This window comes from Bacillus cereus group sp. Bc031, from assembly GCF_027716265.1.
GTDB lineage: Bacteria > Bacillota > Bacilli > Bacillales > Bacillaceae_G > Bacillus_A > Bacillus_A paranthracis.
Genome location: NZ_JAQFUL010000023.1, coordinates 1 through 23,818 on the forward strand (window position 1 = coordinate 1; position 23,818 = coordinate 23,818).

The window sequence follows — 23,818 nt, forward strand, 5'->3', positions numbered from 1 at the left end:
ATTTTTCTCTCATTATACAAGAAAGACCCTATAGAATAGACTTTTTTTTAAGTGTCTATTCTATAGGGTACATTTTAGCATATGGATTCCTTTTTACTCTTTACTGAAAAATAAGCTCTGTCTTCAAACTATCTTTCGGTAACAGCCATCCTTTTTGTTCTAAACTCTTCATTAATAATTCTCTTTTTTCTTTTGCTATACTTTCCTCATTTGTTTTAAACGACACTTCTATTACGAAATCCTCTTCTATTTTCCCTGTATTACTTAGTGGCCAAACTTCAATATTCGTTTTACTATTTTCAAACTCACCTGTATACCTTTTCATTAATACAGGACCGTAAATACGAGAATCCCTTAACATCTCTTCTCCCCAATTCGTATACAACCATTTGTTCATTTTCCCTGGTAACTTTTCTACTAACATGTTTTGGGCGTCTCGTTCATTTGGTAAATCAAGTACTCCATATCCTTTCGCGCTGTAGCTTTTCTTATTTGAAATACTTAACGTTTTCTTCTCAAATCCCCAGTCTATTTCTGCCTCATAATTATCAGTTTTACTATCAAATCCATCTTTTTTAGCTACTACTAGTGCATCTTGAATTACACCGTTTTGAATCGGGTATCTTTTTTTATATGTTAGCTCAAAATCTTTACTAAATTCTTTCTTTCGAATTCTGGCAAACCAGCCTTCATTACTTAAATCTTTATTTGCCGTATCTAAAAACTGAACTTGTATTCTTTCATAATTTGTACCAGTCTGAAAATGCTCTAGTACATCTTGCTTCATCTCTTTGTTAGGACCTAGTACTTGTTCTGGCTTTAATAATAACTTCACTTCAAAACTAGGTGTCATTGGACTTGCAGCAAATCCTTCCTTAACGTTATAAAGGAAACAACAAAAGAAAATACTTACGCATACAAATACTTTTTTCATATACCTATCCCCTTTACATTTCAAATGACTTCTATACGTTCCATAGTAAGTGAATATACATTTTCATACCCTTCCGTACTAAGCTTTTTCTGTAATCGATCCGTATCCTCTTTCAATGCATGTACTAACACCGTATGTTCTGGTAATAATGTATTTAACATCTCTTTCACATCTCTTATACTTTGGTGAACTTTATATGGAACTCGCTTCACCCTACATTCTTTACCTACACGTTCCTTCAAAACTTTTTCTGCAAAGCTCCCTTTAGCAATATGTCCAGTAAAGATAATAGAATTTCGTTCTTCATTCCGAAGTTGTTCATAATATAACTGCGCTCGTTTCGTTTGCATATTCGCATCACTCATTACAACTATTCCATAACTATGTTGCATACCGCTGTCATCATCCATAACTATTACGTTTCTTTTTAAACTCTCCATTAGCTCTTCAAGTTCTTCATGATTTTTGATCCAATCTTTATATACGAACATCTGTTGGAATCCATCCAAAATTTCTTGATCTACTATAATGGGAAGTTCTTTATATTTTTTATATAAATACAATATCTTGCGCCCTACCAAGGGGGGGCAAAGGTAATAATGCTATCCCTTTATTCCTTGCAGCACGTTCAATTTCTGCACATAGTTCGTTTACTCGTTCATGTTGCGAAACATCATCAGTATGATAAGCGGCATCTACAATTGCGACTTTTATATCGCCACGTAATTTCTCAGGTAAATTCGCTCGTAGTATGTTAGACTCTGCTGAATAATCGCCAGAATAAAATACATATGTACGGCTCATATCCACTAAAAACCAAACAGCTCCTAATACATGCCCACTATACCCCCATTGAAACCGCAATGAAGGAGTAATCTGTATCCATTCATTCGGATTACTAATCTCATCAACATATACATAATTTAAATCTTTCATATTTTGGTCGGTATAAGGTACATGCCATCCTTGCTTCACATTGTAGTTTCTCCATTTTTCATAATAAGCGGGAAGTTGTTCCTTCGTATAACGAGTTGTCCATATTTTTTTCTTATATCCATACTTCGCTAATAAAGGTAACGCCATCGTATGATCTTCATGAATATGTGATAAAAATACTGCATCTAAAAACGGTACAACTTCCTTCTCTATTTTTGGATAACTATCCTCATATGATCGATTAATACCACAATCAAATACTATTTTCGTTTCTTTATTTTTTACGAAGTAGCAGGAGCGACCGTATTCTCCCGCTCCTCCCCATACTTCTACCCTCATCATGCTACCCCTTTTCGTTTGTGCTCCATATGCTGCAGAAGTAATAAACATAGTGTTGTAAGTCCAACTGAAACGACAGCCATCGCCATTCCAATAGATACTTCTCCTTGTTCAAATTGAGCAAAAATAAATGTTGCTGACGTTTCTACCGATGGAGGTAGTACGAGAAGCGATGCTACTAACTCCCTTATCGAGATTGTAAATGTCATCGCCCATCCGGCAAGAATACCCGGGATAATAAGAGGGAATATTATTTTTCTAAAAATATACATATAATTCCCAGAAAAAATACTTCCTGCCTGCACGAGAGAATCATCAATTTGCCCGAGCGATGCTTTTACATACTGCACTGTATAAGGTAAAAAAAGAACAACGTACGTTACGATTACCATGACTGGTGTATTGTAAATGGACAGGGGCATATAGGGGGAATTCCAAAATAAAATAAGCCCTACAACCATTACGATTCCTGGTACCATGTTCGGTAACATACCGCACATATCCAGCCATTTTTCAGAGGACTTTTTCCCCTTTCGAATCATAAGTGCTAAAAAGACGCCAATCATAACAGCAATAATCGCTGTTATAAGTGAAAAAAGAAAACTGTTCCATAGAGCTTCTAATCCTGGAGATCCGATTGTAAATAATGCTTCATAATGACTCGTTGTAAAGTTATGTAACTGTAAGCCTCCGCCTCTTAATTTTGACAAAGAAGCAATCAGTATAGAAAAATACGGGATTCCAATTGATACGATTAATAAACCAATTACATAAACCCATGCTACAACGCGCACAAATATAGACAAAGTGTACCTTTTAGATTTCACACCTTTTCCACTAACCATTGCATATGAATACTTTCGATTTAATACGTTTTGCATATACCAAATGAGCATACATGCACTAAGTAATAAAGAAGATAATGCTGTTGCACTACTAAAATCAATTGGCCAACTCGAAATAAATTTATGAATCTCTGATGTTAACACATGAAATCCGATTCTTCGTCCAAATGTAGCCGGTGTTCCAAATTCAGCAATCGTCTTTACGAAAATGAGTAAAGCACCCATTACATAACTTGATACTAATAACGGTAATATTATTTTTCTTAAACGATAGAAAAAGCTTCCACCATGAACTGCTGCCGCTTCTTCTTTACTACTCCCAATTTGAAGTAATGTATTCTTCAACATGAAGTAAAGAAATGGGAATAAATGCAGACTCATAATTAAAACCATACCTCCTAAACTAAAAAACGAAGATGAAATCGTCTTTAGCATCGGAAAAAACTGTTCAAAATATCCGTTCGGTTGCATGAACAAAATCCAGCCCATCGATCCAATATACGGCGGTGTCATAAATGGAATCATAAAAACAATATCTAACTTGCTATGCTTTCCAACATCTGTTTTGCTCATAATGAAAGCTAGTGGAAATGCAAAGATAGTTGCCCCTATTACTACGAGTACACCTAGAAGCATCGAATTCAGAAAAATCCCAGCTAATCCACCACTCTGCATCACTTCAAACGGCTTTAAAAAATTCCAACTACTATTTTCATATACACTAGAAAGTAAAATGAGAAAAAGCGGAATGACGATTAACATCGCCACAAGTAACAACGCTACCGTCATCCCAACTTGCCTTACTGATCCAAATCGATTTACCATGTAATCACCATCTTATTGAAATACTTTCTTAAATTGTTTTCCTATTTCATCTTGTTCTTTCTCAACTGTTTTCCAATCAATATGTAATACTGGAATCTCTTCCACATTTGGTCTATTTTCCGCTTTTATATCTGTTCTACCGGGTAATAAATACGCTTTAGAAATTTGTTTTTGTACATCATCTGATAATAAATAATCAATAAACTCTTTTGCACCTTTTACATTTTTACTATCCTTCATAATACCTGCTGCACGTGGGCTAATAACTGTTCCGCTTTTTGGATAAACAATATCAACTGGTTCACCCTTTGCTTTTGCACTGTACGTCATATAATCAACACCCGCAATGACCATATCTTTTGCTCCTGTTACAACTGGATCTAACGCTTCTTGGTTTGCCCCTGCTACTGTAACTTCATTTTTCTTAAGCTGTTCAAATAAATTCCATCCATCTTTTCCATTCTTTTTCACATATCCTGTCACAAAGTCTAAAGCTGAACCTGAAAGTGCTGGATCTGGAAGATTCACTTTCCCTTTCCATTCTCCTTTTGTTATATCGCTCCAATCTTCAGGCGCTGTCTTCACATTTTTTGTGTTATACACAATTCCTAACGCTGAAGCACTATATCCAAAATAATGCCCTTTATCATCCGACCATTCAGAACGAAGCTTATCAGCTTGTTTCGCTTCTTTATAAGCTAACGTTTGTCCATCTTTTTTTAATCCTTCCATCGCTGGTAAAGATGCAAGTACGACTACGTCAACGACTGGATTTTTCTTTTCGGCTTCCATTCTCGCTAAAATTTTACCTGTTGTTCCTTGAAACATTTCCACTTTTATACCCGTTTTCTTTTCAAAGTCCTTTTGAATTTTTTCTGCTAATCCTTTTGGTCCTGCACTATATACAACAATCTTCTTTTCATTCGTAGTTTTACTTTTTGCATCTGCATTACCTGTCTTTGAACTACATCCTGTTACTACGGCAGAAAATAATAAAGTACATACAAATAACGACTTAAGCGAACTGAATTTCTTCATACGATTCTCCCCCTATATGATGAATACATTTTTTCGGTACATATAACGATACTGGCTTTCCGATGCTTATCTTACTATTGTGATAAGCTGTCCATATTCCGAGTGTCCCCATATTTACTTTCACTTCATAACGCTCTCCTACATATGTAACGTGCTGGACTTCACCTGTATACATTTCACACACTTCATTTTTTGTCCAGCTCACATGCTCTGGACGAACCATTTGTTTACCCTCTACAAGCCAATTTGCCTTACCAACAAATTTTGCAACAAATTCATGAGATGGCTTCACATAAATATCTTCTGGTGTTCCTTTTTGTAATACTTCTCCTTGTTTCATGACAATAATTTGGTCTGACATTGACATAGCTTCTGTTTGATCGTGCGTTACATACAATGCCGTTAAACCAATGGAATGAACGATATCCATAAGCTCTAACCGCATTTCTTCTCGCAAAATTGCATCGAGTGCACTGAGCGGTTCATCAAACAAAATGAAATGTGGCTTCGTTACAATTGCTCTCGCAAATGCGACACGTTGCTGCTGTCCGCCAGAGAGTTCATGCGGATATCTTTTCTCCATCCCTTGCAAGCGAACTCGCTTTATTGCCTCTTCTACTTTTTCCCGTAATTGATTCGTTTGCTTTGTAGCTTTTAACCCAAATGCAACATTTTCAAATACAGTCATGTGTGGCCATAAAGCAAAATCTTGAAATACCATACCGATATTACGTTCATGAGGAGATGTTTTTATTTTTTTAGAAGAAGAATACATGCACGTATCTCCAAAATATATTTCACCTTTATCTGGCTCTTCCAGTCCTGCAATCATTCTGAGTAATGTCGTTTTCCCGCATCCCGAAGGTCCTAACAGTGTGGTGAATTCACCTTGTTTCATCATAATTTGTAACGGCTTTAACGCTTGTACTTTTCCAAATGATTTTTCTAATCCACTAATTTTAATATCCATCGTTTCACCTCTCTCCCCTCACTCTTAACCTGCTTTCATTCTATATGGAAGATTTATACTGAATGTTAATGTACTGTAAAGATTAAATTAAAAAACTTCTAATAAACTATTTATTTCTATAGATTTTTTCTATAGTTAGAAGAAAAAGGGGCAACTTGCCATGAATCTCTTAAAATTAGAAATTGTAGTGCTTATTAAGAAATACAAAAAGCTCACGATTGTTGCAGAACAGCTTGGAGTTAAACAACCTACTATTACATTCCATATAAAAAGCTTAGAAGAGGAACTCGGTGTACCTTTATTTGAATTACGTTCTGGAAGATATTTCTTAACAGAGGCTGGTGAGGCATTGCATCATTATGCTTGTAAAATAGATGCGCTTATGAAAGAAGCTAGGCGAGTCACGCAAGAGTTTAAAGATTTTCATAAAGGAGCTATAACAATTGGAGCTAGTTATGTACCAGCGACTTATCTTTTACCAGAAATTGTTCATCAATTTCAATGTGAATTTCCAAATATAAAAATAACACTCATGGTAAAAACAGCTCCTGAAATTCGAACGATGCTACAAAATCATGAAATTGATCTCGGTGTAATTTCAGCAGCACCGTTTGATGAATCACTTTTAAAACAGACGAATGTAATGCCTGATACACTTGTTCTTGCTTTCTCCAAAGAACATCATTTTTCAAAAAAAGAAAATGTATCATTACAAGATATCGAAAAGGAACGCATATTACTACATCGTAATCCATCTACAACGAGAGATTTACTTACAAAATGGATGTTAGCTCATAACATTACATTCCAATCAGAAATTGAATTAGATTCATTAGAAACGATGAAACAAATTTTAAAATACGGTAATGGGGTTGCCTTTATTTCTAAACTTGCTATTGAACAAGAAGTACAACGAAATGAACTACGCTACATACCCATCCCTGAATTTGAATTTCAACGTAACATTTATACGATTCATCATGAGGACAGGTGGAATTCTAAAATTATTTCTTTTTTACTACATAACATCACTTCTTATGCAACAAAAAATTAAAAGACTGTCGCTTTACACGACAGTCTTTTAAGCTATAACTCTATTTATTTTTCTTCGCTTCAATTTTTGCTTGCGCCTCTTCAGCCTTATCTAATGCTTCTGAAACTTTTTTCTCTTTTTCTTTCACATCATCTATACTATCTACAGCTTTAATGAGTTTATCAATTCCTTCTTCTTCTACTTTTCTACGTTTTGCTACTCTTTCATTTACTTTCTCTTCTACATCTTTTGCTTTTTGAAGCATATTCTCTGCATTTGATGTTACAGCTGTTTCAAGTGCATCGTCTTTTTTCATTTGTAACACTTCATTTGCAATGTCTTTCGCTTCTAAATACTTACCGTCTTTTAATGCCGTTGCTCCGTGATCCATTTTCTCGGCCATTTCTTTATATGATTTCGCTTCATTTCCCGATTTCTCTTTTTCTGCTTTTTCAAACCACATTGTTGCATCACTATATTTTTCATCTTTCAATGATTGCATACCTGTTTCAATATATGTGTCATAATTACTACATCCAGCCATTACGACTAACAGAAAAAGCATAACAAAACTTAATTTTTTCATGCTGTTGTCTCCTTTTCTTTGCCTGCTCACTTTACTTTAACATACATGAAAAAGAGTTTCAAAAACTAAAATACTGATTTGGTCATTTTTATGAAGATAAGTCAAATTTTTATTATTTTATTATTTTTAAGCCGACACATCCACTTGCTTTTTCGCCATATGTTGCCTTACTCCAACTAATACAACTAACAATAAACCTCCGCCTATTGTCATCATAACAATGCTAGTTGGTAACATATCTAACAATAATCCATATATAATCATACCGAGCGGTGCGATTGCAGTCGCAATTGTTTCAAGTAGGCCAAATACACGCCCTAAGTAGTTCGGATCTGTCGTTTTTTGCATATGTACTTGCATCGGAATATTGACAATCATAATTGCTATACCAGTTAACATCATGAAAGCAATATAGTAAATAAAACTTGCCACTTTTGGAATGGTAACTAACAACGGGAAGACTGTACATAAACTCAAACCAGCAAACAAAAACAGTCCAGTATAAATAGAACGAAACGGATTATTCACTTCTTTACGCACTGATAAAGCAATCGCCCCCATTAGCATCCCGACTGCTAACATTCCCTCTACAGTACCGAGTTGCTTTGAAGATAAATGCAATGTACGTATGATAATGTATGGCAGTGCAACGGTTAGCCCACACGCAAAAAAGTTTACCCACAATGCTATTTTCATTAAACCATATATTTCATGTTGTCGTTTTACATATAAAAAACCTTCTTTTATACTCGTCAAGAAATGCTCTTTACTCTCAGCCACTACTTTTTTATATAAATCAAATACAATAAATAATTGCAAAATAACCGCTAAAAAGAACGTAATACTATTTAACAAAAAGAACGACTGAATTGAAAAGAAACCAAATACTACTCCGCCAATAATTGGTCCTAAAATATTTGATAAAGAAGCTGCCGTTTGATTTAAAGCACTCGCTTTTTGAATACGCCCCTCATCTACTAAATTAGGAATAGATGAAGTTAATGCAACAGAATAAAAACTTGCACAAATTGATAATAATGCTGCTGAAACATAAATAAAAAGAAGTGATGGTCCAAATATAGTAGCAAGAATAAACATGATAAGCATCGTTAAACTACTTAATAAATCTGTACCGATGACAAGCCATCTTCGACTCACACGGTCAGCTACAGCACCTGCAATCGGACCACAAATCATCCTGGGAAGCGACCCGCAAACGAGCGTAGTAGCAAACCCCATTCCTGAACCAGTTGTCTTTAATACGTATAACCCCATTGCGAACGTATAAATACCTGCGCCTAATAAAGACGTCATTTTTCCAATCATCATTAAAATGATATTTCTCGTTGCAATCTTCATTCTTGAATCTGTTTGACCTATACTTACATCTTCCATTCTGACACTCTCCCTTTAAAAGTTAAATTGTGTTAAACTTATTATATAATCAGCTTTCCAATTATCACAACAAAAAGTTTAATTGTATTTAACTTTTTGATTATAAAGGAGCTACAATATGGCAACTCTCGGCGAAAAAATTAAAGCATTACGAAAAGAAAAAAAGCTTACGCAAACAGCACTGGCAGGTTCGGAACTGACAAAAAGTATGCTTAGTCAAATTGAAAATGGAAAAGCTACACCTTCTATGAAAACATTACAATATATTGCGGAAAAACTTGAATGTGAAACGAGTTTTTTATTAGAGGAAGACGATGATGAAATTGTAGAACTCATTCAAAAAATGGAGCGACTCATAAAGAATAAATGCGATGAAGTATATGAAACTTTACTACCTATCGTTCAAAAAGAGCTACCTTCTACTTTAAATACAGCTCGTTTATATAAACAGTTCATAACAGCAGCAGCTGTTATGAACGATTATAATATTGAATATTACGTTGAAACCGCTGTTTCTATATTTGAAAAATATACTTTGTATCGCGAAAGTACTGAAACGAAACTACTGTTTTACTATATGCTCTTCAAACGTAAAAAATATAAAGAATGTTTACAGTTGATCGCCACAATTCGTGATGAATATAAGGCGAAGAATTTAGAAATGGATCTTATTACACATATACAACTATACTTAAAAGAGGCAATTATTTTACTCGCATACGGCAATTATGAAAAATGTGAAAAAGTCATTTTAGATGCACTTGCATTTTCAAAAAAACATCAAGTGTATTATAAGACAGATGAATTTTACCGTATTTTATCTTATCAAAAAATCATTGTAGCTGATAAAGAACGATATTTATATTACATAAAAAAATCGGAGCAATTTGCCATTTTTACAGAAGATACTTTATCCGCTGCAAATGTAGATATATTAAAAGCTTATTACTACAACACTGTTACGAATGAATATACAATCGCATTGGAACATCTAGAACAATTTCGAGAAAAACTAAAAAATGATCCAATTTTCCAAGACGATGGGCTGTATTATCTTGAAAAAGGAAAATCTTTGTATGGTTTAAAACGTTATAAGGAAGCTTTGGAAACATTAAAACACGCTACCATACCAGATTATATGAATCATCCACTTGATCAATCGTGGGTATTAACAGCTGGGTCTTATCGTGCCCTTTGCTATATAGAACTTCAAGATAAAAAATCTGCCTTAACAGAGGCAAAAGAAGCTGTTCAAGCAATAGATAGCTATCCTGATTCGATCTTCACTTCATTTATTAAAGAAACGTTACAAATAATACAAAAACTTTAAGAATGTCTCGAAATGGTATATTATTCCTCTTTTTTAGCAAAGATAATAATGATGGGAGGAATATAAATGAATATTCAACGTGCAAAAGAGCTTTCTGTGTCAGCGGAGCAAGCGAATGTTAGTTTTCAAGGCATGCCTGTTATGATTCAACACGTCGACGAAAGCAATGAAACCGCCCGCATATATGAAGTAAAAAACCCAGGACGCGAATTAACAGTTCCAGTTAATAGCTTAGAGGAAATATAAGAAATGCCACTTCATTTTTTTGAAGTGGCATTTTTCTTTTTTTTGATTACTTATTATACATTTCCTCTATCTTCTATTTTACAGGAGCTGAAAAAATAAGAATTTTCTACTTCTTTTCTTTTTGTGACCTGCTAAAATACAAACTATGGATTAATTATTCACACTATACATTAAGGGGGAAAAATAATGGCATCTAATTTAGAAAAAAACAATTCTTATTATGCAGTTATATTCACTTCCAATTTATCTAATGATACAGCTGATTATAGTACAGTTGCCGATAAAATGGAGGAACTCGCAAAGCAGCAACCTGGATTTCTAGATGTAGAAAGTGTGCGAGATCATTCAGGGCTCGGAATCACAATTTCTTATTGGGAATCACTTGAAGCAATTGAAAATTGGAAACAGAACGTCTTACATAAAGAAGCGAAAAAAAGAGGTCGTGAGCAATGGTACGAAAACTTCCACCTACGTATCTGCCTTGTTGAGAAAGAATTTAAGTTTCATAGAAATACTTTGTAGATATGAAGAAAAAATTAGCTCTCATTGCTGTTCATGAAATATATGGTGTGAACGATCATATGCATCATGTTACCGACCACTTCACTTCATCTCATATAGATGTATTCTGTCCTAATCTGCTACAATCACAACATGCATTTCCTTATAGTGATGAAGAAAAAGCATATCATTTTTTTATGAATCATATTGGATTTGAAGATGGAAAAAAGCAAATTGAAAAATTCATTACTTCTCTTTCTAGTAGTTACACACATATTGGACTTATCGGCTTTAGTGTTGGTGCTACCATCTCATGGCTATGTAGTAACAATCCGAACATAAATTTTATTATCGGATGCTACGGTTCCCGTATACGTGACTATATTCATATGAAACCAACATGTGCTACCTTACTTATTTTCCCTGAAAAAGAAGCTAGTTTTTCAGTATCCTCTTTCATTCAAACATTGCAGCAACAAAAAAATCCTTTATTAGAAATACACCAACTACACGGTGAACATGGTTTTCTAAATCCGTACACTGAAAAATATAACGGGCACTCTACAAAACAAGCATACAATGTAATAGATTCATTTCTTGTAAAAAACACTCTTATAAAGGAGATGTAAATGACACTTACATTACTCTTACTGATTTTCATGCTCATTGCTTTTTTCTTAGCGCTAACTATCATTTTTGTAACCGTAAAAAAGAGAGAGTTTTCCAAACAGCCCTATTTACTATCTATTATCGTTTGCATTTTATTTTTTACAAATTGGATTTTATATTTATTAACTTTTTATGCGTTACTTCCTGAAAAGATTAGTGAGTTCCTATTTCTGCCTATTTGGTTTTTCCTTTGTATATTAGGTTTTATCACTTTCTGGCGCGAATGGAGAAACAATCGTGTGTTCTCCATATGTATCGGTTTTCTTTCCTTTATTAGTTTTTTATTTGGGTTATTGTTGTTAGTTCTTTCGGGGATGTGACTGTTATAAAGAAGATTAAAAACCTCTTTATAACAGTCTTTTTCGTTCAATAACGAAAGGAATTATTAAATAAAGAGCGTAAGCAATCACCATCCAAATGGTAAATGACATGATTTGCTGTGAGGATAATTGTGAGAATATGTTAGAAGAGTTATACAAGATATAAGAATCTAAAGTTAAACCGATTGCCGTACCACATATACCTAACTTAATAACTGCATATTTTGTAGTATCTAGTCTTTTGTATAACCACATTACAAAGTATAAAGCTATCGCTGTTCCTAATTCAAGAAACGTCAATTGTAGAAAAAATCTATTTGAAGTGTATTCTAATAAAACAGAAGAACCGAAAATAATGAAGAATGCTGAAGCAAAAAACCAAACGCCGATAGAAAATAAAATAGTGAGCCAAAGTTTATTATTCACTACCATTACCTCCCTTTTGTAGCTCTATGAACTTTTCCAATAACAGGTGCAAATCACCATATACTTTGTCGCTAGAAAAAGATGGATTGAATAAGGCTTGCAATGCCAATCCATCAATTAATGCATTACATAAAACGCTCCACGTTTCAGTTGAAATTTGAGATGTCATTGTACCTCCTATATTTTTATTTAACACTCTTGTTAATTGTTGGTTTTCATAATGTAACAATCCACCAATTTTATCTTTCATCGCATCATTTTGTAATCCACTAGCTACTAATTGAAAAAACAAATGATGATACATTGAATCTTTCACACATCTACTTTCGGCAGACTGTAAAGCCTTTTCTAACTGTACATCCTTTCCTATTTGTTCCCACGACGCTTTACAAAACGCTTCGGTTACTTCAAGTAATAATTGATCCTTCGTTTTAAAATGATAATATACGGTACCTTGTGTAACTTGAGCACTCTCTGCAACTGCTTTTAATGTCAACTTCTCCATCCCATGCTCTGCAATAATTTCTTTTGCTGCTTGTAGTAACTTCTCTTTATTAACAACATTCGGTTTTGCCATTTCCATAACCCCCTTTTAAGTTAGTTAGATAACTAACTTAAATTATACAGAAAAATCAAATAAATAAAAAGGAAGAAAAGCCAACATTCAACTTTTCTTCCTTTTATGTTTACCTTTAGATTTCACTGTCACTGATTCACAAGGTGTGTAATAAATTTGAGGTGTCGCCCTATCAACAAACATCATAAACGTAATAAAGCCGATAATAAAGAAAATAAACAACGTTAATAAAATTGCTCCTATCGTTAAAAGTATCATAACACCACCCCTATATTTTTCATGTTATTACACTTTTCGCTATTATATGAGCGTAATCCTTTTTAGAAAAAGAAACGTAACAAAATAATCACAATCACACCAGTTAATACTGTACCTAATAAACTACGAGTATATATCGCTACAAGAAATGTTGGAATTGCTGCAATCAAGTAATCCCACTGCATCGTGTCATGCATAAATAAAACTTGCGCTAAAAGTGCGGCTAATATCGCGATTGGTATGTAATTTAACCATTTTAAACCCCAGTCTGGAATTTGTAGTTTGCTAAATACGAGTAGAGGTAAAATACGTGGCACGAGTGTGACAGCTCCTGCTGCTAATAAAAGTAATAATACGTCTAATCTCATTTCCATTTTTCAATCACCACTCCAATCGTCGCAGCTAGTAATGTTGCGATAATAACCGCTATACTATCTGGCATAAATAAGTGTGAAACGTACGCAATTATAATCGCTACAATTGCAACAGTAAGATGAATTGCCAGTTTCGGTTTACTACTTATAAGCTGAAGTACAAATAATCCGATAAACATCGCTGGTAATGCATAATCCATGCCATATGTATGCGGATCTGGTATCCACTCACCAAATAGCCCGCCGATAATAGTAGCAAGAATCCAATTTAAATACGCTGTTACGTTAAGACCAATCATCCATCTTTCACCTAAATATCCTTTTTGCGCTGCATGCTGCACTGCAACACCGAACGTTTCATCTGTAATTTGCGAACCGATTAGTAAGTTTTTAAATAGAGGCAGTTTCGTAAAGTACGGCGCAAGCGCAGCACTCATAAGAAGGTGGCGCAAATTAACAAAAAATACGGTAAAAATAATTGCGGAAGCAGGAGCACCAGCTGCATACATACCAGCTAATATAAACTGAGCAGAACCTGCATAAATTAAAGTGGACATAAACGCAATTTCAATAATGGAGAAGCCTGCTGTTTTTGCAATTACACCGGCTGCTATACCGATGCTTAAATAACCAAATACAGTTGGTAAACAATCTTTTACTCCTTGCTGAAATGTATCATCGCTTTGCAAAGCTACATGTGCCTGAGCTTTACTCATCCGTATCATCCTCCATTCCTTCTAAAGTTCGTTTTCCTGTTACGACATGAACTAAATCTATATTTTCACGCCACAACGTATCTAACTTATCAGCTCCAAATTCCTTCGTGATTTCTTCAACCATAATATCGTGGCGCACATACTCTGTAGCAACGAGAACTAATGCTGGGTCATACGTTGTAACAGCCCACGAAGTGCTATCATTTGAGAAGTTGGCAATTAATACTTCCTCTCCATCACGAGCAATAACAGTTAAATGACCACCCATTCTCTTTTCAACAACGTGAGGTGTCATATAATTATGGTGAAACGTCGCGCCTATTTTGGTTTCTGGCGCGCCAAATAAGATTGAAAATATATGTACGCCTTCCTCTTCTTTTTGATGAATGTATGGCTCAATTTCATGCACTTGATCTTCCCATACAGAAATCCATAACTCTTCCTTTGCTCTATTAATTATATTGCAAATTTCTTTTAAAACACGATCATTTGAGCGAATATGCGAAATTACATCTATTTGTCGCTCTTGTTCTAAACCATTTAATTTCTCATCTAAAAATTCAAAGGACTTTTCAAAATCTTTTCGCATTCGATTCATTAATTCGGTAGCTGGTACTGGTACATATTTAACTGGTTCAGAAGGTACAATATGTACTGCTCCTTTATCCATTAACTTACCGAGTACCTCGTAAATCATAGAACGAGGTACTCCTGTTTGTTTACTCACTTCATACCCAGTTACTGGGGAATGTTTTAGTAATCCAATATACGCTTTACATTCGTACTGGGAAAAACCTAACTTTTGTAATTCTTTTATAATTTCATCCATTAGTACTCCTCACAATCTAAATCGCTCTAACTTCAAAGCGACGATTTTGCTTCCCTTTACTTTTTACTTTATCAATAACAAGTGTTCCTATTTCACTTGTATTTTTTACATGTGTGCCTCCACAAGCTTGTTCGTCTAAATTTTCAATTGTAACAATGCGGATTTCTTGTATAGTAGCTGGCAGGAGGTTTATTGCTGTTTTAATCATTCCTACAGCATTTTCTGCTTCTTCGCGGCTCATATAACGAGTGGAAATTTCTTTATTTTGTTCAATAAGTTTATTCACTTCCTTAACAATTTCTTCTACTTCCACGCTCGATAACTCTTGTAACTCATTAAAATCGATACGTGCTTTGTCAGGATAAATTTGATTTCCAGTGCAGAGAGCTCCATATTTTTCATAAACGACAGCTCCGATAAGATGCAGTAAAGAATGATGGCGCATTAAATTATGACGTCTTTCCCAATTAATCTCTAATTTAACAGGACCTAATTTTACTTGAGCTCCATCTTTTATATAGTGAACTATTTCTCCCTGCTCCTTTTTTACTTTTTCAACTTCAAATACAAACCCGTCTTGTACAATGACACCTGTATCACATTCCTGCCCTCCACCAGTTGGATAAAAAACTGTTTCTTTTACAAATACTTTATTCCCTTCTACTTTTATCACTTCTGTTTCGCAACTCGTTTTGTATGCATCTTCTAAATATAACGCCGTTGTCATACTCTCACCTCTTTAGTAGTTATAGTTATACCTACTAATATAAAAAAGAAGCTCCGTAAAGTCAATTGATAATTCCGAAATTTAAAATTAATAAAAGACTCCTTTATTAGGAGTCTCCTATCTCAATATTTCATTCGCTTCTTTTTCATAAATTTTATCAAATGAAGTCATAACGCGTTGTGATGCTTGAATCATTTTTTGATCCGTCATAAGATCAGCCATCTCTTTCGTCATATCTACATTTGAATTTTCTAGCATATAATTTTTTACTGTCCCTACTCCGTTCGGTAAATCAGCAATGTTCCCTTCTGCTAGAGTAAAGCTTTTGTTCTCTCTTTGGATTAGACGATTATTCGCTTCTGCACCTACTGTTTTTGTTTGCAAGCGAGCAATATTGTTTTGTGTTACTGCATCATATAACGTACCGTCTGCTTGTACAGCTACTTTTGCTCCTTCTGGAATACGAATACGTTCATTATTCTCTCCCATTACGAAAGCGCCTGAAGTTGTTTGTAAATAACGATCACTATTTAATGTAAAACTACCGTCTCTCGTTAAAAACGTTTCATTCTTTTTAGATGTAACGAAAAACGAAGCTGTGCCTGCAGTTCCATCATCTAAAAAGAAATCTGTAGCACTATTTGTCATTTGTATATTTCCTTGTACTAAGTTCACATGCGTTGCGGCTGGTACTACAGCGTAATCGACCGAACCGATATTTGTTACAGCACCATCTCCGCGGCGATATGTGTCTTGTACATCAAATACTTTAGAAGTCATATTTTCTGCTTTAAATCCTGTCGTTTGAGCATTTGCAACGTTATTTGAATGAACATTAATACGCTGCATGTAATTCATCATACCCATAGAACCTATATAAAGACCGTTCATACTCGTTTGAATAAGGCAGTTGCCTTATCCTTCACCTCTTTTCTATGATGTTTGCAACATTTGTTTCGCTATATGTTCCGCTGTAGCGATATGTATGTTTTTCTTTACGTCTTGTCCGTCTGTCATTAATACAATAGGAGCTGATGATACTGCTGGAATTTTCAACAATTCACCACTACTTGCTGTTTCATCAAATTTCGTAAAGACGATACCATCAATATGAATATCTTTAAAGTTCGTAATGATTTCGATCATGTCTTTACTTTTCATCGAAGCTGATAACGTTAAACAAATATAATCTGGCTCTACTTGTCCCATCGTTTCAATCATTTCTTCCACTGTTTCTGATGCACGATAATTTTTCCCAGCTGTATCAATTAAAATATAATCGACGCGCGCTTCCTCTTTAAAATACGTTAGCGCTCTTGTCATTGCAGCTTCATCGCGTACAGCGATTACTTCAAATCCAATTGTCTTTACGTAATCTTGCAGTTGCTGCACTGTCCCAATGCGAGAATGGTCGGTCGTAATGAAACCAACCGTTTTTTTCTTACCGTGAAATTGCCACGCCATTTTCGCAAGTGTCGTCGTTTTTCCAACACCAGTTGGGCCGATTAATGCAATTGTTTGTACTTCTTTTTCAAATACGTTTTCTGTGTTGAAATGAGAGCTCATATCTTCCAATATATATTCGATTACTTCTTCTTCTGTAATCATCGTTGCATTCTCAAACTTCACTTTTAGCTTTTCAGCATATGCATGAATGAAGTATTGTTCTACATCGTTTTGCTCTAGCATGCGAATTACTTTTTGAATAATAAATGGTACAGATTCTTGCTTTTCTTTTTTTACAACCACTTCTTCTTTCTTGACAGGAACGACTTTTTTCACAGCTTTTTGCTTTTTCGTTACTTTTGTTTCTTCCGTCTGTTTCACAACGACGATACCTTTTTCAAACAGCTTTAATAGTTTCTCTTTCTTTCTTGCCCATTCTTCACTATTTCCTGTTTGCATCGCCGCATATGACATAGGAGTCGTCACGTTTTCTAAATTGTGCAGTACCGATTGAATTCCGTTCGCCTTCACAATTTGTTCTGAAGGGTCATTTACAACATCCATTAATTGCTCATGAAATTGAGCTGCACCTTCGTTCACTTCTTCCTGTTTATCCTCTGGAAAAGCAACTAACATTTCATAATTCTTTTTCCAAAAAAACGGGATATTGCGTTTTACACTTTCATCGACAACGTAATAATAATCTGTACCATATTGGTCAAATAACTTTCGATACAATTCATTTTTCGAAGCTGCTTTTATTCGCATTAACGCTTCTTTCTTTTCTGTACTTTCCATTACTTCACCCCCTACTATTCAATATAGGCAATTTGATCTACAACAATTTCTGGTGCTAATTCGCTAATACAAAGTACTTGTGCTTCTACTTGATAGCGCTCAAGAAGTCTTACAATCGCAAATCTGAAATCTTTTCTACGCGTTAATAATACTGGTTCTCTTCCCATTAACCTCGCTTGTTTAAATACGCGTTGTACTTGCTCAACGACTCGCGTTTCTAAATCTAAATCCCAGTTTAATAAATAACCTTGATAAGAATTGTTCACAACGTCTGCATCTAACTCAATTGAATCTGAGAAGAGCGCCGCATATATTTTACCGTCAGGATTTTTCGCATTTTCACAAATCACTTTTGAAATACATTCACGGACGAATGACGTTACACCGTCAACATGATTTTGATAAATTTCTTTTCCGTCAATAATACCTTCAATAATAGTTGGTAAATCACGAATAGAAATACCTTCTTTTAGCAATTGCTTAATAACATTTTGAACAAGTGATAAGTCAATTTCTTTCTTCTTAATCTCTTCTAATAAAACGCCGTTATCATTTTCAAGGGAGTTAATTAAGTCTTTTACATGTTGACGCTGAATTAACTCATGAAGATTACGTCTAACGACAACATCTAAATGCGTAATTAATATGCTAAGTGGCTCTAATACTTGATAGCCTTTCATTTGTGCATCTTGTACCATATGCTCTAAAATCCAATATCCATCCTCGCCAAAAATTGGATCTTTCGCTGGTTCTGCATCTAAATCGGCCATTACGTTCGGTGTTTTCAGTGCTAATAAGTAACCTGATTTTAAAACACCTTCAGCTGCCTTCGCACCCTTAATACGAATAATGTAACGTCCACGTGGTCTAAAACTCGTATTATCTTTAAAGTTAATTCCAGGAACGTTAATACCAAGGTCGGTAATAATTGATTTCCTCATAAGAACAACTTTATCACGAGCTGTTTCTCCGTTAATTTTCTGCTTTACAAGTGCTGCTAAATCTAAACCTAGTTCTACAATAATTGGATATTTATCTGTAAATACGCCAAATGAATCTTCCACTTGTTGCAGTTGCTCATCTTCGCCTTGAATCATTTCTAATTCTTTTTGAAGCTCATCTTCTTTTTCTTTCTTCATTCGGTTTTTATTTCGAATTCCTAAGAAGATAATTGTTCCACCAACGAGTGCGAACGGTAGAAACGGTAGCGGAGTAAAAATACCCATTGCGATAAATAAACCACCGAGTGCATATACAACAACTTCATGTGCTAATAACTCTTTAAAGATTCCTTCCGTTACCGTATCCGGTGAACCGTCAAATACACGCGTTACGATAATACCTGTTGAAATCGCAAGCATTAACGAACCAATTTGGTTTACAATTCCGTCACCGACTGTTAACTGTGTATAATGAAGGGCTGCTTCACCAAAGCTCATTCCTTGCTGCATCATTCCGACAATTAAGCCAAAAATAATGTTTACGAATAAAATGACAATGCCGAAAATAACGTCCCCTTTAATGAACTTCCCGGCACCATCCATCGCCCCGTAAAACTCTGTTTCCATATTTAATTTTTTTCGTTTTGCTTGTGCATCTTTTTCTGTAATAATACGCTGGTTTAAATCAGCATCGATTGACATTTGTTTCCCTGGTAAAGAATCAAGTGTAAAACGAGCTGCAACTTCAGCTGTACGAGATGCACCATTTGCAACGATAAACTGGAATATGATTAATACTGTAAAAATAACGATACCAATTAATAAGTTCCCGCCAATTACGAATTGACCGAACTCTTCAATAACATGACCCGCATTTCCGTTTGTCAAAATCGCTCGCGTCGTCGATACGTTAATCGATACGCGGAAAATCCCGATTAATAACAACATCGTCGGAAATGACTTTAATTCATCCCACTCGTTAATACTTGTCGCTCGCATATAAATAAGCACTGACATACTTAGTAGAAAAACGATAATGATATCAAGTATAAATGGTGGAAGTGGAATTAAGAGCGCCACTACGAATGACGCTGCTAAAAAGATAGAAAAATAGGTTCTTGCAGAATCTATCTTAAACAAAGAGATCTCCTCCAAACGCGCTATTATACTTCAAGTTCGTTCGTTTGAATTAAATAGCGCATAACTTCAATTACAGCTACGTATAAATCTTCTGGAATCGTCTCATCTTCCTCGACTTGATAATATAAAGAACGAGCAAGCGGACGGTTTTCCACCATTGGTATTTCTTGTTCACGGGCAAGTGTTCGTATATATAATGCGAGTTCATCTTCCCCTTTTGCAACGACAATTGGTGCTGCATCAACGTGTTTATTGTACCTGAGTACGACCGAAATATGGGTCGGGTTGTTTACAATAAACGTTGCGCCATCCATCTTCTTCGCAATTGTTCCTTGCAATATGGCATGCATAAAGTTTTTTCGTTTTCCCTTTACTTGCGGGTCCCCTTCATTATCTTTATGCTCTTGTTTTACTTCTTCTTTTTTCATCTTAATATCTTGTTCGTACTCCCATTTTTGATATATGAAATCAATAATAGAAAGAACGATTAATATAATTAAAATAGCTAAAAAGATAAATTTAATTTGCCTTATAATTTCAGTAAGTGACGCAGTCCAATTAAATCCAATCATACTCACGATTTTCTCTAAATTCTTTTTAAATAGCACATAAGCGACGTAACCGATTAATCCCATATAAAACAGTGATTTCAAAATATCTACTAAACTTTTACGACTAAACAACCTCGTAAAATAGTTTTTCGGGTTAATACGCGAAGCTTTCGGCTTAATGACTTTAGAAGAAAATAAGAAACCGACTTGAATCATATAATTGAATAAATGAAAAGCGTATACGAGTATTAATATCGGAGCTGATACTTTTAGTAGTAAAATCCCCATCATATAAAAATACTCGGTTGAATCTGTATTTTTTCCAATTTGATCAAACAGCACCGATACAGAATTGGCAATCTCAAACCCTAGCCAATCTCCAAAAAAGTAAACGACAACTGCTAACACAAGTATGGAAAATAAATTATTTAAATCTTTACTCCGGGCAATATTCCCTTCTTCACGCGATTTCTTACGCTTCTGCGGGGTGGCCTTTTCTGTTTTATTATCCTTTGCCATGAGCGTCCCCCTACTTCGTTAAGAAAAAGTTAAATAGTTTCGTATATTCCTCAAGCAATACATCCGTCATATTTTTAAACACATAACCGAGCATCGGTACACTCATCGCAATAAACAAAATACCACATGTAATTTTAATAACATACGCATTCATAAAAACGTTTAATTGCGGAGCGTTTTTTGCGATTAAAATTAAAACAAAGTTAATGATGAATAAGCTTCCCATGAGCGGAAGAGCAATTTCAACCGCTGATGTAATCGCAAATAATAACGTTGCGAGTAGACTATCTAAAAAACTAGTCGTCAGCAATTTTGAAATCGCCTCTGTATATTGAAACGACTTTAAAATCGTGGCAACGAAATAATTAATGCCGCCAAGTGAAATAAAAATAATGAGAAAAAATATATCAAAAATGGTTGATAGTAAAGTAGACTGTGAACCTGCGTTTACATCAAACAAACTTGCTTGTGATAAACCGATATCAAAGTCTAAAATATGCCCGGCCATTTTCGGAATGTTCCACAGCATTTCTACAATTTTTGAAAGTGATAATCCAATTACAATTTGCGTACCAGCATAAGCTGCAACGTCCCAAGTTGTCTTTATGTGAGAGACATCAACTTGATCGGCAACAGTAATCGAAAGAGCAAGTCCAAATGTAACCTTCGCCATTGCTGGAATGGAACGTCCAGAGAAAAACGGTAAAAAATATAAAAATGAAGTAATGCGGCAAAACGCAAAAAACGTCGCCGCCCATAATTCCATATTCATTTCAGTTCCCCTATCTTAGTACGAACGCAATAGCGATGGAATTTTATCAAATAAATCTAAAATAAGCGTCGTTAACTCTTGAAACATCCACGGACCTAAAATGATAATAACGAGTACAATACTCGCCATTTTCGGTAAAAACGTCAGCGTTTGTTCTTGAATTTGCATCATCGCCATAATGACAGCGATGATAATAACGACAATCATACTAACACCGGCAACCGGCATTAAAATCATAACCCCTTTATAAAAAAAGGTTTGAAAAATATCTATAATTGGTGACGTATTCATTTATATGACTCCTATCACATAGCATCAAACGCTTCAGGCAACCGTTTTAAACATAATGTCGACGATTTTTGTATATCCACCTAAATATACGAAAACGAGTATTTTAAACGGTAAACTTAAAATCATCGGCGGTACCATCATCATCCCGAGGTACATTAACAGTGTACTAATAATCAAATCTATAAATACAAACGCTAAATAAATGAACATCCCTGTTAACAATCCCTTTTGAATTTGCGTTAACGTAAAGGATGGTACGAGCGTAAATAAGGATAGATCCTTTAAATCTTTCGGCAACTCTTCTCCGCGCACTTTCAGCATCATTTTTAAATCATGCTTATACGTATGCTTTGACATATACTCTTTCATAATCGGCGCTGTCGTTTCCGCAGCTTGACTTACTGTTATTTTCTCTTTTGTCATCGGATCCCACACATCGCTCTTTAGCTGCCCAAGAACAGGCTGCATAGTAAAGAGTGATAAAAATAAGGCAAGTCCAACGAGCACTTGGTTCGGCGGTAAATTCATTACCCCGAGTCCTTGACGTGTAATCCCAAGAACGATCATAAAATAAGTAAAATGTGTAAATAATAGAACGATAGATGAAGATAATGATAAAAGGGTAACGAGCGCAAATAACTGTACACTTGAGTTACTCGTAAACTCTTTTCCATTTTCGAAATTAATAAAACCGTTTTGGGCTGCATACGCTGGATTTACAAAAATAATTGAAAAAACGATAGAAAATACGAAAATAACGGCTAATAACGATAACTGTTTCTTTATTCTCATGATGGATCCTCTACTTTTTTCGTTTCACTCTTCACCGCGTCTTCTAGCGCTTGTTGAAACTGATTTCCTGTTCCTGTTAATTGCACAGATTGAACACCGTTATTACTAATAACAGTGAACACTTGTTTACCGTCTACTTCAAATAAAAAGGCGCTCGTTTGATGATTTAAATACACACCGTCTTTCACTTGAATGTGGCCATTTTCACCTTGTTTAAAAAACTGCTGTTTGCGCGTCTTTTTCGTCATATAATAGGCACCGTAGCCGAGCGCACCAAACAGTAAAACGACTTGAAATAAGGTCGTCATATACGACATATGACTCCTCCTCTACTCTTTATCTTGCATTTGACTTTGCGCTTTCATAAGCGCAGCTTGCTTCTTGTCAGCTTCAATTTCAGAAATGATAATACCGAACTTCTCGTCCATTACGATCGCTTCCCCGATGCCAACTTTCATATTACTTAAATACACATCTACTTTATGTCCTAAGTTTTTCTCTACTTCTAGAACATCGCCAACTTTTAACTCTTTCACATCACCGAGCGTAATAGATGCCTTTCCAAGCTTTACACCAAGTTCAATCGAAATATCTGAAACAGTATCAATATGTGCTTTACTTGCTTCATTTCGCTTTCCTGCAAAATCTTCTAATCCCATTAATGACACAGGAGATACTTCATGCTTCATATGGA

General features: G+C 35.0%; 28 protein-coding genes and 1 pseudogene. 6 read left to right on the forward strand and 23 right to left on the reverse strand.

Annotation, left to right across the window (positions count from 1 at the left end):
* Positions 1 to 100: 100 nt before the first annotated feature.
* From PDQ33_RS11345 to PDQ33_RS11365, 5 genes and pseudogenes are all read right to left on the reverse strand, one after another.
* Positions 101 to 934 (reverse strand): hypothetical protein, encoded by an 834-nt coding sequence (locus tag PDQ33_RS11345; protein ID WP_098671775.1) that lies wholly within the window; start codon positions 932 to 934, stop codon positions 101 to 103.
* Between the two features lie 20 nt (positions 935 to 954).
* Positions 955 to 2,212 (reverse strand): annotated as a pseudogene (locus PDQ33_RS11350) (MBL fold metallo-hydrolase).
* On the reverse strand, positions 2,209 to 3,879 hold the full coding sequence (locus tag PDQ33_RS11355) for an ABC transporter permease (protein ID WP_071742639.1): 1,671 nt from the start codon (positions 3,877 to 3,879) through the stop codon (positions 2,209 to 2,211). Before PDQ33_RS11355 ends, PDQ33_RS11350 begins: the two are co-directional and overlap by 4 nt.
* Before the next feature lie 12 nt (positions 3,880 to 3,891).
* Entirely contained in the window at positions 3,892 to 4,917 is a 1,026-nt protein-coding gene (locus tag PDQ33_RS11360; protein WP_000714696.1) for an ABC transporter substrate-binding protein, read from the reverse strand.
* Positions 4,895 to 5,887, reverse strand: a complete 993-nt coding sequence (locus tag PDQ33_RS11365; protein WP_000351824.1) for an ABC transporter ATP-binding protein — start codon at positions 5,885 to 5,887, stop codon at positions 4,895 to 4,897. Before PDQ33_RS11365 ends, PDQ33_RS11360 begins: the two co-directional genes overlap by 23 nt.
* A gap of 160 nt (positions 5,888 to 6,047) precedes the next feature.
* Here PDQ33_RS11365 and PDQ33_RS11370 point away from each other — a divergent pair, with 160 nt between their 5' ends.
* Entirely contained in the window at positions 6,048 to 6,941 is an 894-nt protein-coding gene (locus PDQ33_RS11370; RefSeq protein ID WP_001050629.1) for a LysR family transcriptional regulator, read from the forward strand.
* A gap of 40 nt (positions 6,942 to 6,981) precedes the next feature.
* On the opposite strand, the gene PDQ33_RS11375 is transcribed toward PDQ33_RS11370, so the two are convergent.
* A complete protein-coding gene (locus PDQ33_RS11375; RefSeq protein ID WP_000736430.1) occupies positions 6,982 to 7,506 on the reverse strand; it encodes a DUF4398 domain-containing protein in 525 nt (174 codons plus the stop codon).
* A gap of 126 nt (positions 7,507 to 7,632) precedes the next feature.
* On the reverse strand, positions 7,633 to 8,901 hold the full coding sequence (locus PDQ33_RS11380) for an MFS transporter (RefSeq protein WP_250669756.1): 1,269 nt from the start codon (positions 8,899 to 8,901) through the stop codon (positions 7,633 to 7,635).
* A gap of 118 nt (positions 8,902 to 9,019) precedes the next feature.
* Here PDQ33_RS11380 and PDQ33_RS11385 point away from each other — a divergent pair, with 118 nt between their 5' ends.
* The 5 genes from PDQ33_RS11385 (at position 9,020) to PDQ33_RS11405 (ending at position 11,967) form a co-directional block, all read left to right on the forward strand.
* Positions 9,020 to 10,231 (forward strand): helix-turn-helix domain-containing protein, encoded by a 1,212-nt coding sequence (locus tag PDQ33_RS11385; RefSeq protein ID WP_250669755.1) that lies wholly within the window; start codon positions 9,020 to 9,022, stop codon positions 10,229 to 10,231.
* A gap of 66 nt (positions 10,232 to 10,297) precedes the next feature.
* Complete coding sequence (locus PDQ33_RS11390; RefSeq protein ID WP_001025740.1) at positions 10,298 to 10,477, forward strand: H-type small acid-soluble spore protein; 180 nt, start codon at positions 10,298 to 10,300, stop codon at positions 10,475 to 10,477.
* Positions 10,478 to 10,663: 186 nt separating this feature from the next.
* Entirely contained in the window at positions 10,664 to 10,999 is a 336-nt protein-coding gene (locus tag PDQ33_RS11395; RefSeq protein WP_000157883.1) for an antibiotic biosynthesis monooxygenase family protein, read from the forward strand.
* A 2-nt stretch (positions 11,000 to 11,001) separates the two neighbouring features.
* The gene (locus PDQ33_RS11400; RefSeq protein ID WP_000727611.1) at positions 11,002 to 11,607 is read left to right on the forward strand and encodes a dienelactone hydrolase family protein; all 606 of its coding nucleotides are present in this window, start codon (positions 11,002 to 11,004) and stop codon (positions 11,605 to 11,607) included.
* Positions 11,608 to 11,967: a hypothetical protein gene (locus PDQ33_RS11405; protein WP_000176493.1), complete on the forward strand. Its 360-nt coding sequence runs from the start codon at positions 11,608 to 11,610 to the stop codon at positions 11,965 to 11,967.
* A gap of 27 nt (positions 11,968 to 11,994) precedes the next feature.
* Here the strand turns inward: PDQ33_RS11405 and PDQ33_RS11410 are convergent, their stop codons facing one another.
* The 16 genes from PDQ33_RS11410 to PDQ33_RS11485 form a co-directional block, all read right to left on the reverse strand.
* Entirely contained in the window at positions 11,995 to 12,393 is a 399-nt protein-coding gene (locus tag PDQ33_RS11410; protein WP_001060577.1) for a DUF5367 family protein, read from the reverse strand.
* Complete coding sequence (locus PDQ33_RS11415) at positions 12,386 to 12,970, reverse strand: TetR/AcrR family transcriptional regulator (RefSeq protein WP_001118319.1); 585 nt, start codon at positions 12,968 to 12,970, stop codon at positions 12,386 to 12,388. Before PDQ33_RS11415 ends, PDQ33_RS11410 begins: the two co-directional genes overlap by 8 nt.
* A gap of 87 nt (positions 12,971 to 13,057) precedes the next feature.
* The gene (locus tag PDQ33_RS11420; protein ID WP_000602240.1) at positions 13,058 to 13,228 is read right to left on the reverse strand and encodes a DUF3951 domain-containing protein; all 171 of its coding nucleotides are present in this window, start codon (positions 13,226 to 13,228) and stop codon (positions 13,058 to 13,060) included.
* A gap of 62 nt (positions 13,229 to 13,290) precedes the next feature.
* The gene (locus tag PDQ33_RS11425; RefSeq protein ID WP_000425940.1) at positions 13,291 to 13,602 is read right to left on the reverse strand and encodes an AzlD domain-containing protein; all 312 of its coding nucleotides are present in this window, start codon (positions 13,600 to 13,602) and stop codon (positions 13,291 to 13,293) included.
* A complete protein-coding gene (locus PDQ33_RS11430; protein ID WP_016717083.1) occupies positions 13,593 to 14,318 on the reverse strand; it encodes an AzlC family ABC transporter permease in 726 nt (241 codons plus the stop codon). Before PDQ33_RS11430 ends, PDQ33_RS11425 begins: the two co-directional genes overlap by 10 nt.
* The gene (locus tag PDQ33_RS11435) at positions 14,311 to 15,147 is read right to left on the reverse strand and encodes a TrmB family transcriptional regulator (RefSeq protein ID WP_250669753.1); all 837 of its coding nucleotides are present in this window, start codon (positions 15,145 to 15,147) and stop codon (positions 14,311 to 14,313) included. Before PDQ33_RS11435 ends, PDQ33_RS11430 begins: the two co-directional genes overlap by 8 nt.
* 16 nt (positions 15,148 to 15,163) lie before the next feature.
* Positions 15,164 to 15,874, reverse strand: a complete 711-nt coding sequence (locus PDQ33_RS11440; protein WP_070172119.1) for an alanyl-tRNA editing protein — start codon at positions 15,872 to 15,874, stop codon at positions 15,164 to 15,166.
* A 117-nt stretch (positions 15,875 to 15,991) separates the two neighbouring features.
* Positions 15,992 to 16,765 (reverse strand): flagellar basal-body rod protein FlgG, encoded by a 774-nt coding sequence (locus PDQ33_RS11445; protein WP_270692302.1) that lies wholly within the window; start codon positions 16,763 to 16,765, stop codon positions 15,992 to 15,994.
* Between the two features lie 42 nt (positions 16,766 to 16,807).
* Positions 16,808 to 18,118 (reverse strand): flagellar biosynthesis protein FlhF, encoded by a 1,311-nt coding sequence (gene flhF, locus PDQ33_RS11450; protein ID WP_270755719.1) that lies wholly within the window; start codon positions 18,116 to 18,118, stop codon positions 16,808 to 16,810.
* A 14-nt stretch (positions 18,119 to 18,132) separates the two neighbouring features.
* Positions 18,133 to 20,199, reverse strand: a complete 2,067-nt coding sequence (gene flhA / locus PDQ33_RS11455) for a flagellar biosynthesis protein FlhA (protein WP_250669751.1) — start codon at positions 20,197 to 20,199, stop codon at positions 18,133 to 18,135.
* 23 nt (positions 20,200 to 20,222) lie between these two features.
* Positions 20,223 to 21,269 carry a flagellar type III secretion system protein FlhB gene (gene flhB, locus PDQ33_RS11460; RefSeq protein ID WP_001030104.1) on the reverse strand — a complete coding sequence of 349 codons (1,047 nt, stop codon included), beginning with the start codon at positions 21,267 to 21,269 and terminating at the stop codon, positions 20,223 to 20,225.
* Positions 21,270 to 21,279: 10 nt separating this feature from the next.
* A complete protein-coding gene (locus PDQ33_RS11465; RefSeq protein ID WP_001055694.1) occupies positions 21,280 to 22,041 on the reverse strand; it encodes a flagellar biosynthetic protein FliR in 762 nt (253 codons plus the stop codon).
* A 15-nt stretch (positions 22,042 to 22,056) separates the two neighbouring features.
* Positions 22,057 to 22,332 carry a flagellar biosynthetic protein FliQ gene (locus PDQ33_RS11470; RefSeq protein WP_001098085.1) on the reverse strand — a complete coding sequence of 92 codons (276 nt, stop codon included), beginning with the start codon at positions 22,330 to 22,332 and terminating at the stop codon, positions 22,057 to 22,059.
* Between the two features lie 33 nt (positions 22,333 to 22,365).
* On the reverse strand, positions 22,366 to 23,124 hold the full coding sequence (locus tag PDQ33_RS11475) for a flagellar type III secretion system pore protein FliP (RefSeq protein WP_001220586.1): 759 nt from the start codon (positions 23,122 to 23,124) through the stop codon (positions 22,366 to 22,368).
* Complete coding sequence (locus PDQ33_RS11480; RefSeq protein WP_000121176.1) at positions 23,121 to 23,441, reverse strand: hypothetical protein; 321 nt, start codon at positions 23,439 to 23,441, stop codon at positions 23,121 to 23,123. Before PDQ33_RS11480 ends, PDQ33_RS11475 begins: the two co-directional genes overlap by 4 nt.
* Before the next feature lie 12 nt (positions 23,442 to 23,453).
* The gene (locus PDQ33_RS11485) at positions 23,454 to 23,813 is read right to left on the reverse strand and encodes a flagellar motor switch protein FliN (RefSeq protein WP_000680011.1); all 360 of its coding nucleotides are present in this window, start codon (positions 23,811 to 23,813) and stop codon (positions 23,454 to 23,456) included.
* Positions 23,814 to 23,818 lie beyond the last annotated feature (5 nt).

Bases quoted from the DNA above. Each gene is read 5' to 3' on its own strand.
- PDQ33_RS11395 (WP_000157883.1), top strand. From the start codon at position 10,664: ATGGCATCTAATTTAGAAAAAAACAATTCTTATTATGCAGTTATATTC.
- flhB (WP_001030104.1), bottom strand. From the start codon at position 21,269: ATGGCAAAGGATAATAAAACAGAAAAGGCCACCCCGCAGAAGCGTAAG.
- PDQ33_RS11390 (WP_001025740.1), top strand. From the start codon at position 10,298: ATGAATATTCAACGTGCAAAAGAGCTTTCTGTGTCAGCGGAGCAAGCG.
- flhF (WP_270755719.1), bottom strand. From the start codon at position 18,118: ATGGAAAGTACAGAAAAGAAAGAAGCGTTAATGCGAATAAAAGCAGCT.
- PDQ33_RS11420 (WP_000602240.1), bottom strand. From the start codon at position 13,228: ATGATACTTTTAACGATAGGAGCAATTTTATTAACGTTGTTTATTTTC.
- PDQ33_RS11480 (WP_000121176.1), bottom strand. From the start codon at position 23,441: ATGTCGTATATGACGACCTTATTTCAAGTCGTTTTACTGTTTGGTGCG.
- PDQ33_RS11465 (WP_001055694.1), bottom strand. From the start codon at position 22,041: ATGAATATGGAATTATGGGCGGCGACGTTTTTTGCGTTTTGCCGCATT.
- PDQ33_RS11415 (WP_001118319.1), bottom strand. From the start codon at position 12,970: ATGGCAAAACCGAATGTTGTTAATAAAGAGAAGTTACTACAAGCAGCA.
- PDQ33_RS11485 (WP_000680011.1), bottom strand. From the start codon at position 23,813: ATGAAGCATGAAGTATCTCCTGTGTCATTAATGGGATTAGAAGATTTT.
- PDQ33_RS11435 (WP_250669753.1), bottom strand. From the start codon at position 15,147: ATGGATGAAATTATAAAAGAATTACAAAAGTTAGGTTTTTCCCAGTAC.
- PDQ33_RS11385 (WP_250669755.1), top strand. From the start codon at position 9,020: ATGGCAACTCTCGGCGAAAAAATTAAAGCATTACGAAAAGAAAAAAAG.
- PDQ33_RS11400 (WP_000727611.1), top strand. From the start codon at position 11,002: ATGAAGAAAAAATTAGCTCTCATTGCTGTTCATGAAATATATGGTGTG.
- PDQ33_RS11360 (WP_000714696.1), bottom strand. From the start codon at position 4,917: ATGAAGAAATTCAGTTCGCTTAAGTCGTTATTTGTATGTACTTTATTA.
- PDQ33_RS11380 (WP_250669756.1), bottom strand. From the start codon at position 8,901: ATGGAAGATGTAAGTATAGGTCAAACAGATTCAAGAATGAAGATTGCA.
- PDQ33_RS11445 (WP_270692302.1), bottom strand. From the start codon at position 16,765: ATGAACGGTCTTTATATAGGTTCTATGGGTATGATGAATTACATGCAG.
- PDQ33_RS11365 (WP_000351824.1), bottom strand. From the start codon at position 5,887: ATGGATATTAAAATTAGTGGATTAGAAAAATCATTTGGAAAAGTACAA.
- PDQ33_RS11475 (WP_001220586.1), bottom strand. From the start codon at position 23,124: ATGAGAATAAAGAAACAGTTATCGTTATTAGCCGTTATTTTCGTATTT.
- PDQ33_RS11430 (WP_016717083.1), bottom strand. From the start codon at position 14,318: ATGAGTAAAGCTCAGGCACATGTAGCTTTGCAAAGCGATGATACATTT.
- PDQ33_RS11370 (WP_001050629.1), top strand. From the start codon at position 6,048: ATGAATCTCTTAAAATTAGAAATTGTAGTGCTTATTAAGAAATACAAA.
- PDQ33_RS11405 (WP_000176493.1), top strand. From the start codon at position 11,608: ATGACACTTACATTACTCTTACTGATTTTCATGCTCATTGCTTTTTTC.
- PDQ33_RS11345 (WP_098671775.1), bottom strand. From the start codon at position 934: ATGAAAAAAGTATTTGTATGCGTAAGTATTTTCTTTTGTTGTTTCCTT.
- PDQ33_RS11470 (WP_001098085.1), bottom strand. From the start codon at position 22,332: ATGAATACGTCACCAATTATAGATATTTTTCAAACCTTTTTTTATAAA.
- PDQ33_RS11355 (WP_071742639.1), bottom strand. From the start codon at position 3,879: ATGGTAAATCGATTTGGATCAGTAAGGCAAGTTGGGATGACGGTAGCG.
- PDQ33_RS11425 (WP_000425940.1), bottom strand. From the start codon at position 13,602: ATGGAAATGAGATTAGACGTATTATTACTTTTATTAGCAGCAGGAGCT.
- PDQ33_RS11375 (WP_000736430.1), bottom strand. From the start codon at position 7,506: ATGAAAAAATTAAGTTTTGTTATGCTTTTTCTGTTAGTCGTAATGGCT.
- PDQ33_RS11440 (WP_070172119.1), bottom strand. From the start codon at position 15,874: ATGACAACGGCGTTATATTTAGAAGATGCATACAAAACGAGTTGCGAA.